The sequence below is a fragment of the Arthrobacter sp. genome (assembly GCF_031179985.1).
Taxonomy (GTDB): Bacteria; Actinomycetota; Actinomycetes; order Actinomycetales; family Micrococcaceae; genus Arthrobacter.
Map to the genome: position 1 here is coordinate 1 of NZ_JAPSHJ010000001.1, position 9,291 is coordinate 9,291.

Annotated in this window: 9 protein-coding genes; 2 read left to right on the forward strand and 7 right to left on the reverse strand. The window is 59.1% G+C overall.

What is annotated here, in order from left to right:
• Positions 1–298 precede the first annotated feature (298 nt).
• The 5 genes from pgsA to RIN13_RS00025 form a co-directional block, all read right to left on the reverse strand.
• Positions 299–934 (reverse strand): phosphatidylinositol phosphate synthase, encoded by a 636-nt coding sequence (gene pgsA, locus RIN13_RS00005; protein ID WP_309105291.1) that lies wholly within the window; start codon positions 932–934, stop codon positions 299–301.
• Positions 927–1,517, reverse strand: coding sequence for an HIT domain-containing protein (locus RIN13_RS00010; protein WP_309105292.1), 591 nt, complete (start codon positions 1,515–1,517; stop codon positions 927–929). Before RIN13_RS00010 ends, pgsA begins: the two co-directional genes overlap by 8 nt.
• A 21-nt stretch (positions 1,518–1,538) precedes the next feature.
• A complete protein-coding gene (gene thrS / locus RIN13_RS00015) occupies positions 1,539–3,548 on the reverse strand; it encodes a threonine--tRNA ligase (protein ID WP_309105293.1) in 2,010 nt (669 codons plus the stop codon).
• Between the two features lie 102 nt (positions 3,549–3,650).
• Positions 3,651–7,172: a DNA polymerase III subunit alpha gene (locus RIN13_RS00020; protein WP_309105294.1), complete on the reverse strand. Its 3,522-nt coding sequence runs from the start codon at positions 7,170–7,172 to the stop codon at positions 3,651–3,653.
• Positions 7,169–7,513 (reverse strand): DUF6504 family protein, encoded by a 345-nt coding sequence (locus RIN13_RS00025; RefSeq protein WP_309105295.1) that lies wholly within the window; start codon positions 7,511–7,513, stop codon positions 7,169–7,171. Before RIN13_RS00025 ends, RIN13_RS00020 begins: the two co-directional genes overlap by 4 nt.
• A 143-nt stretch (positions 7,514–7,656) precedes the next feature.
• Between RIN13_RS00025 and RIN13_RS00030 the strand changes: the two genes are divergently transcribed.
• Entirely contained in the window at positions 7,657–8,043 is a 387-nt protein-coding gene (locus RIN13_RS00030; RefSeq protein ID WP_309105296.1) for a hypothetical protein, read from the forward strand.
• Positions 8,044–8,050: 7 nt separating this feature from the next.
• On the opposite strand, the gene RIN13_RS00035 is transcribed toward RIN13_RS00030, so the two are convergent.
• Positions 8,051–8,371: a chorismate mutase gene (locus RIN13_RS00035; RefSeq protein ID WP_309105297.1), complete on the reverse strand. Its 321-nt coding sequence runs from the start codon at positions 8,369–8,371 to the stop codon at positions 8,051–8,053.
• Positions 8,372–8,706: 335 nt separating this feature from the next.
• Between RIN13_RS00035 and RIN13_RS00040 the strand changes: the two genes are divergently transcribed.
• A complete protein-coding gene (locus tag RIN13_RS00040; protein WP_309105298.1) occupies positions 8,707–8,847 on the forward strand; it encodes a hypothetical protein in 141 nt (46 codons plus the stop codon).
• Between the two features lie 140 nt (positions 8,848–8,987).
• On the opposite strand, the gene RIN13_RS00045 is transcribed toward RIN13_RS00040, so the two are convergent.
• Positions 8,988–9,291 (reverse strand): hypothetical protein (locus tag RIN13_RS00045; protein ID WP_309105299.1); only part of this gene is annotated, 304 nt, incomplete at its 5' end.

The following is a 9,291-nucleotide window of genomic DNA, read 5'->3' on the forward strand; positions in this document are numbered from 1 at the left end:
CCGCGCTTGACGCGCTTGCTGCCCGTGACGCCGTTCGCCGACGAGCCGGCTTCGCTGCTTACATCAGGTGTAGACACAAAAACCCCTATGGGTAGATAGATGTTACTTTGATCCGGATTCCCGATCGGTGCTGACGGCACGCAAAATCAGCATCGCCACACCGGATTACCGGATCCATTGATTCAGGTATTCCTAATACTAGTCCCCCATGGCTGAGGGGCTTAATTCCTATGACGGACAGCGGCGGACCGCAGATGCAGGGCATGTCCACCCCAGATTCAGCAGGAGTCGGGATGCCTTAAGCGGGCTGCTCGAACGCGGTGCCTGCCTCGTCCAGGGACTGTCGCCTGACGGTGACAATGCGCTGGACAATGGTCACCAAACTTGCAGCGGCGAGCACAGCCAGGGTCACCAGCAATACAGCCTGCGGCAGCCCGAGCCCGGTAAATCCGGTCACAACCAGCACCGACACCAGCCGCTCGGCACGTTCGGCAATGCCCACATTGGCGGTGAAACCCAAGGACTCAGCTTTGGCCCGGACATAGGAAACCACCATTCCGAGCACAAGGCAGATCAGGGCGCCAATGCCGATAGCAGTATTGGCTCCGCCAATAAAGAACCAGATGGCAAGTCCGGCGAACAGCGCGCCGTCGGCTATCCGGTCCAGCGTGGAGTCAAGGAAGTTCCCCCAACGGCCGCCCTTGTCCGCAATCCGGGCCATGATGCCGTCAACCACATCGGAGAAGATGAAGGCAGTGATGAAGATCGTCCCCCACCACAGCTGGCCGATGGGGTAGAAAACGAGGGCTCCCACCACCACGCCTGCTGTCCCGAAGATAGTGACCGCGTCCGGCGATACCCCATGCTTCAGCAGCCAACGTGCCAGCGGGGTGAAAAGCCTGGTGAAAAAACCACGGGCGTGTCTGTTAAGCACGTTGGTCCTCCGGCCATGCCTCGGCAACCTGTTGGCGCACCTCGTCCAGCGTCTGCGTGATGGCTTTGGTCTGGGCGATGATCGGGAAGAAGTTTCCGTCCCCGCCCCAGCGTGGCACTACATGCTGATGCAGGTGACCCGCGATGCCGGCACCGCCCACCACGCCCTGGTTCATCCCAAGATTGAATCCTCCGGGGTTGGCCACTTTCCGCAGAACCCGCATGGCCGTTTGGGTCAGGGCGGAGAACTCGGCGGTTTCCTGTTCAGTGAGGTCTGTGTAGTCAGGGACATGCCTGTACGGGCAGATCAGCAGGTGTCCGGGATTGTAGGGAAACAAGTTCAGTACCACGTAGTTGCGCTTCCCCCGATACACGATCAGGGATTCCTCGTCGCTGCGCCCTGGTGCGACGCAGAACGGGCAATCATCCTGGTTTTTGAACTGGTGCTGCCCACCCTTGATGTAGGCCATACGGTGCGGGGTCCACAGGCGCTGGAACGCGTCCGGAACTCCGACCAGGCCGAAGTCGTCAGTCACCCCGGCGTCGCCGGAATAGTCCGCGTCCGCGCCTGTGTTCTCCTGCACGCTCTACCCTTCCGGTTTCAGCTATCTGGTCCGGTCGCGGACGGCGTCGACAATGCGGCGGACAGCCTCAGCAACCGGCACCCCGTTGTCCTGGCTGCCATCCCTGAACCGGAAAGATACCGCTCCGGCTTCAGCGTCTTCGCCGCCGGCAATCAGGACGAACGGGATCTTGTCCTTGCTTGCTGTGCGGATTTTCTTGGGGAACCGGTCTGATGAAATGTCCACCTCGGCACGGATGCCTGCCGCCTTAAGCTGATCCACGACGTCGAACATGTAGTCGTTGAACGCCTCCGCCACCGGGATGCCAACAACCTGCACGGGCGCCAGCCATGCCGGGAACGCTCCGGCGTAGTGCTCCGTCAAAACACCCATGAACCGTTCAACCGAACCGAACAGGGCACGGTGGATCATCACGGGACGCTGGCGGGTGCCATCCGCTGCCTGGAACTCGAGCTCGAAGCGCTCGGGCAGGTTGAAGTCCAGCTGGATGGTGGACATCTGCCAGGTCCGGCCGAGGGCGTCTTTGGCCTGAACCGAGATCTTGGGGCCGTAGAATGCGGCTCCGCCCGGATCCGGAATGAGCTCCAGCCCCGAGGCCTCGGCTACTTCGGCGAGGGTCCGGGTGGCTTCTTCCCAGGCGGCGTCCTCACCGACGAACTTGTCTTCGTTCTTGGTGGACAGCTCCAGGTAGAAATCATCCAGGCCGTAGTCCTTGAGGAGACCCAGCACGAAGTTCAGCGTGGTGGTGAGCTCGTCCTTCATCTGCTCACGGGTGCAATAGATGTGGGCGTCGTCCTGTGTCATACCCCGCACGCGGGTCAGGCCGTGCACCACGCCGGACTTTTCGTACCGGTAGACAGACCCGAATTCGAAGAGCCTCAGTGGCAGCTCGCGGTAGGAGCGTCCGCGGGAACGGAAGATGAGGTTATGCATGGGGCAGTTCATCGGCTTCAGGTAATAGTCCTGGCCTGGTTTGCGGACCGTGCCGTCCTCGTTGAGTTCCGCGTCAACGTGCATTGCCGGGAACATGCCGTCCCTGTACCAGTCCAGGTGGCCTGAGACTTCGTAGAGGTGCCCCTTGGTGATGTGCGGGGTGTAGACGAACTCGTAGCCGGCATCCACGTGGCGCTGGCGGGAGTAGTCCTCCATGGCCTTGCGGATGATGCCGCCCTTGGGGTGGAACACCGGCAGGCCCGACCCCAGCTCGTCGGGGAAGGAGAACAGGTCCAGCTCGGCTCCCAGCTTGCGGTGGTCGCGGCGTTCCGCCTCGGCGATGCGCTCCTGGTAAGCCTTAAGGGCATCTTTGGTGGGCCAGGCTGTGCCGTAGATCCGCTGCAACTGCTGGTTGTTCTGGTTGCCCAGCCAATAGGCTGCCGATGACCGTGTCAGGGCAAAGGCATTGGAGATCAGCTTGGTGTTTGGCAGGTGGGGACCGCGGCACAGGTCGCACCAGACGCTGTCACCGCTCTTGCGGTCAACGTTGTCGTAGATGGTGATGTCCCCGGCACCGACCTCGACGTTTACCCCCTCGCCGGCGTCGGCGGCGTTGTTCTTCTTGCCCAGCAATTCGAGTTTGTAGGGCTCATTCTTCATGGCTTCACGGGCCTCGTCCTCGCTGACGACGCGCCGGACGAATTTCTGGTTCTGGTTGACGATCTTAAGCATCATCTTCTCAAGCTGACGCAGGTCTTCGGGGGTGAAGGGCTCCTCCACGTCGAAGTCGAAGTAAAAGCCGTCGGTGATGTACGGGCCGATTCCGAGCTTGGCGTCGGGGCGAAGCTGCTGTACGGCCTGGGCCATGACGTGGGCTGTCGAGTGCCGGAGGACGTTCAGTCCGTCAGGTGAATCGATGGTGACGCCTTCAACAACCGCACCTTCCGGCAACGGCTGGTCCAGGTCCTTGAGTTCGCCGTCCACGCGGGCAACAACGACGTCGCGGCGCTCAAAAAAGAGTTCCGCGCCGGTGGTCCCGGTAGTCACCTTGGTCTCTTCGCCATTGACGATGAGGGTGATCTGCTGGGCATCTGACACGGGTGTCTCCTATTCAATGTTGAGGCTTCGTAGCTTGTGGCGTACGGGGACCACAGCCAGCCTCGTCCATCGTATCGGTTTCTGGGCAGCCCCCGACGCAGCTCAGCTGCCGAGCCCGGTGATGGCCAGGTTGCGGGCGATCCCGTCCAAGGGGCCAGCCTGTCCAAAGGTCACCTGGTCCTCCTCAGTGCTTGTAGCCAAGCTGTACTTGTTTTGATTCGCCGGTGGGAAGGGGAGGGTTTCTACCCTGCTGAGGTCCCATGCCATGCTGGCACTCAAACTGATTCCCCGGGGTCCGGTCCTGCGGGTGGTTCCCCGGATCAGGAGCAGGCGTGTTCCAAAGAGCAAAGGACCGGCCAATTCCTGTGCCTCATGGAAAAAGACCGAATCCACGCAGCCGGTGCCGTCGTCGATACTGATGAAAACCACACGGCGGCCTCCCCTCATGGGCGGTGTCTGGGTGGCGATCCGGACACCGGCCACCAGCACCTCAGTACCGTTACGAAGGCCAAGCAGCTTGTCGGCGGTTGTTACCCCCAGCCGGTTCAGGAGTGGCCGATGGCTCTCCATCAGGTGTTCACTGACGTCCACGGCCATCAGGTCAAGTTCTGCACGGACATTCTCCACCATGGTGGGAGCCGGTTGCCCCCGCTGGAGATTGTTCAGTTCCACGTCCCCTAAGGGCAGAGCCAGTTGCCCCTCAATGACATCAATGCCTTTCTTGGTGGAACGGCTCTGAAGGTTTTGCAGATGAAGGACGAGGTCAGCTCGGTTCGCATCATTTCCGGATTCACGGTGAAGGGAATCAAAAGCACCCAGTTGTGCCAGCCGATTGATGCCAGGCTTGGATATGCGTGAGCGTGCCCGCAAATCCGCCAGGGAATCGTACGGTTGTCCGGCAACGATCCTCTTAAGCTCTGAGGCCGACAATCCGAAAATTCCCTTGAGGCTTAGCCGGATCCCCAACTTTCCGGCATACTCCCCCGACTCAACCCGTTCTACCCGGTATTCGGCTTTACTCCTGTTGATGTCCAAGGGAAGGATGGGGATTCCCAACCGGCGGGCCTCCGCAACAAGAAGCCGCTTGGGGTACATGCCAGGATCGTGTTCCCAAAGCCCGGCAAGGAACGCTTCCGGATGATGGGCCTTCAACCAGGCCGACTGGTAGGTGGGAACAGCAAAGGCTGCCCCGTGAGCCTTGCAGAAACCAAAGCTGGCAAAGGATTTCAGGGTTCCCCAGACTTTGTCCACCACTTCGGGAGAATAGCCTTTGGCTTTGGCCTCTCGGCGGAAAAACTCCTCCACCTTGGACTCCAGGGCCTCATTTCCAAGCACACGGCGGAACTCGTCTGCCCTGGCAAGCCCGCACCCTGTCATCACGTCAAAGGTCTTCAGGATCTGCTCATGGAAAACGGTGACTCCGTGGGTTTCCTGCAGGACAGGTTTCAGATCAGGATGGGGGTAGACCTCCGGTGAAAACCCATGCCGGTGCTCCAGGAATGGCCTGACCATGTCAGACTTCATGGGCCCAGGGCGGAAAAGCGAAATGTCGATAATGAGGTCGTTGAAGTCCCGGGGGGCCATTTTGCCTACCAGTTCCCGCTGCCCCGGAGATTCGATCTGGAAGCAACCAAGGGTGTGGGTGCTGCGTATCAACTCATAGGTTGGTTCATCATCCAAGGGGACTGCATTGAGGTCGATATGCCCGTCTTCGGAGATGTAGTCAGGACCTTTCCCGTCATTGCCTTCAGGATGAGAACCAGCTGCTGTTACCGCTGCCTTGGAGGGATGAAGCCGGATCACTTCCCGGATTGCAAAGGCCATGGCGCTTTGCATCCTGACCCCCAGGACATCGAGCTTCAGCATTCCCATGGGATCCATGTCGTGCTTGTCGAATTGGCTCATAGGTAGTCCAAGTCCGCTGGGTTGGACCGGGGTCCGGTCCAAAAGGGTGGAATCGCCCAGGATCACTCCGCAGGGGTGCATGGAGATGTGGCGCGGCAACCGGTCCAGGCGTTCGGTGAGGTCAACCAAAAGATCAAGCTGCTGGTTTTCAGAAAAATCACGTTCAACACGACCGGCGAACTCCCGCAGTTCCGGCTTCTCAGCAAGGGCTTCGCGGAATTTACGAGCGGAGAAGCGCCACAGCTGTTTAGCAATTTCGCCTATTTCGCCGTCGTCCATTCCTAGTGCCATGCCTGCATCCCGGACAGCACCGCGAGCGCGATACCCGTTTTGCATACTCATCAGGGTGACCCGTTCAGCCCCGAAACGATCAAAGATTTTCCGGTAAACTTTGTGCCTTTCGGCGCTTTCGACGTCGATGTCGATATCAGGCAGGGTTGCCCTGTCGCCGGAGAGAAACCGTTCAAATACGAGGTCGTGCTGGAGGGGATTCACCTGGCTGATATCAATGAGGTAGTTGACCAGGCTTGAGGCTCCGGAGCCTCTGGCTGCCGCCCTGACGTTCATATCCAGGATCATGCGGGAAACTTCGGCAACAGTGAGGAAGTAGGAGGCAAAGCCGAGGTTTCCGATGATCCTTAGTTCATGCTCCAACCGGGAGCGCATTTCTACTTCCTGCTTGCCGGAGATTCCAGGGAAGCGACGGCCGATCCCGGCTTCACACCGCTGGGTCAGTTCTACTAAAGGATCACCGGCTATGCCGATGACGGAAGTTTCAGGAACAACCGGCTGCTTCCAGCCCATGTCAGAGACTGGATCCATCCGGCAACGGTCCGCGAGCGCCTCCGTTTGGGCAAGCAGTCTTTTCAGATCAGCTGTGCCGTACCCCGCTGAGTGGATGATTTCCTTTGCCAGCTGCACCATGTGTGCCTCGGACTTGAGCCAGCCTTGTCCTGTTGGTTGCAGAAGGGGGGCTGAGGAGAGTTCAGGGAGTGATTTCAGTGTGCGGGCGGAATCGAGGACATCTGCTGTGGCTGCTCCATCCTGTTCACAGTATCTGACAGCGTTGGTCAGGACAGCTGGTACATGGTGCTCGGCGGCGAGTTTGAGCATGCGTACAGCTTGGGCGGTGCTCAGGGGGGCTCCGGGGGAGCTTAGCTGTGACACGACCTCGGCCACTACTGTTCCCTGGGGCATTGCTTCCAGCCAGCGCTTGAACAAAGTGCGGGGAAGAAGGTACTTCCGTCCTCCCATGGACCGGCCGACGTCGGAATCGGGTCCGATGAGAACGGTCAGGACCGGTTTCAAGGTGTTCGGATCCAGTGTTCTGGATGCCAGCTCTGTCCGGGTCACTGCGACTGGGACCACTCCCCCTGCCTTGCCTGTTGTCCTTGCATGGGCGTCGGAGATGAGCCGGCAGAGGGCACGGTAGCCAGCCCCGTTGTTGTGTCCATGGGCGAGGACAACAACCCGGCCCGAAAGCTGGGTGCGGTGATCGCCGTCGTCGTCAAATACTGCGAGATCTACACCCACTACCGGATCAATGCCCGCAGCCATGCATGCCTTTAAATGTTTGACTGTTCCGTACAGCCCGTCCCTGTCGGTGCACGCCAATGCTGTTGCCCCGTCAGCCGAGGCTGCACTGGCAAGTTCCTCCGGCCAGGAGACTCCGTAGTGGGCGCTGAAGGCAGTGGAGACGTGAAGGTGGGTAAAGCTCATGCTGTTTTTGGTGCTGTTCTTGGCTGGAGGGCATCATGGATGCGCAGCAGCCTCCAGCGCCCGCTGCCAATATCGCGCGACAGGTCCAGTGTTAACGGTTCCTGCGAAACCCCCGGTGAACGCTGATCTTCAGCTTTGACCTGCACTCGCCATATTTCATGGTCTACCAGCCCCTTGCCTGCCCCCAGGGGTGCCCTTTTTTCCTCTGCCCACCATTGACGCCGTTCAAACCAGCGCACCGGTTCTGCACACACGGTGTAGCGGCATCCCGCCCAGAGAAGGTTCAAGGGATGGCCGCCAGGAGCGCATTCCACCTCTACACCCTCACTGAATATCCCCATGATGCCTCCGTGCAACTTCCTTACAACTTCCTTGCAACTTCCATATTCGAATATATCTTCGAATACTCTCAGTCTACGCCCGAGGCATGACAAAACCTAGGCCGGGGGTGGACGGAAGGGGAAGCAGAGAGCAGGATGGAGCCATGAGTTCCAATGAAGCACTCCTGAGAAACGCCAGCATCGCCGCCAAAAATTCACATTTGGTGGCGACTTTCGATATTGATGGCAATATTCCGTCGTCGGGCGCCTACGTCGTGGGGCTTGTTGCGTCCACTCCTGACCTGTCTCATCAACGAAGGCTTGGAATCGAGTTCATGAATGGCGAGGCAGTCTCGTTCTATGCCTTCAATCATGACGGCACCGAGGAGAACTTCGACCTCGACGGAGTGGAGCATTCAGGCAATACCATCACAGGGCATTTTCCCTTGAGCACCATAATGGGTCTCGGCAAGGGGCATCTGATATCAGCCTTCAGCGAAGCCGATGGGCGGGAGTTCCAGGCAGGCGTTCAGGTCCAGGAATCTCTCTGAAGCTGAATCAGTCGTTGTCTTCCTGGACTTTGAGTTCCAGTTCGATGAATTCGGAGATCATGGTCCGGTAGGTCGTTTCCACCAGGCCCGGATCAATGCCCTTCTTTTCGGCTGCGAACCGGACGTGCTCGATGATGCGCTCCACGCGGCCCGGGGCGCGCACTTCAGCGCTGTCCCCTTTTAGCGTCCCGGCGATGCGGATCAGACGTTCCCGGCGGGCGATGAGGCTGACGATCTGCTCGTCCACTTCGTCCACGGCCACACGCACAGCGGCGAGCTGTTCCTTGTCGGCCTGGGCGCTTTTGTCGAGTCCGTCATCTGTGAGCATGTGACTGACAGTATCTAACGATGCAACCCGAGTCGACTTCATTTCCCGCGGCTTTCGCAGTGTAAAGGTTTCAAACGTTGGAAATAGGCGGAGAGCGCGGCCAGCTGCCGGCCACCATCAGGGTTCGGCGGGCAACCCAAACGGCCTGGGCGGTATGGTTCTTGGTATTGAGCGTAAATACTCCGCCCGGGCAGATCCGAACATGATCACTAACTGATACTGCCTACTGGAACGGCGTGAGCGTTATGTCCACACCCTTCCGGTAGCTCGGCTGACCAGGCCTGAACCGCGTGTCCTCGGATTCACGACCTACAGAACGCACATAGGGTCTGTACATGGAAAAGGAACATACCGGCGAGCTGGAAGGGCAAACTTCTATCAACGAACTGCTCGACGAACCGGTCGGCCTTACTCATATCCAGATGGCACTGCCCCTTCACGTCCAATCCCCGGCGGGGAAATTCGTACGCCTTTAAGGCGGCCCAGGTGGAGTGATGGAGAGGTGTCCTATCTGCCAGGTGCCATTTCGCTGGCTTTCACCAGTAACGCTCAGGTCACTGCCTACATACAGCCGTTCCGGAAAGGGTGGGCCTGGCCACAAGCGCGTCCTAAGGGATCAGTGTCTGGACGACAGAACTTGCTGTACCAGGATGAAAAACGTCCGGGGATTCAGATTGGAAGCAAACGGCATCTCCACTTTGCGAAGAACTGCTGCGAAATCGTAATCGGGGAGGGCCAGGCAAGCGTCCAGCGCATCCTTCCCCAGCTGCTTGGAGAATGCATCCCAGGAGTTGTATTCGGGACTGACAACATCACGAATCGCTTCTGTCAGCTGCGCATTGTCGGACGCGTCAATGTCCTTCAACGCATCCCATTCTGCGTCGCTCAGCATCGAATAATCGAAATTCTTGACCAGAGAA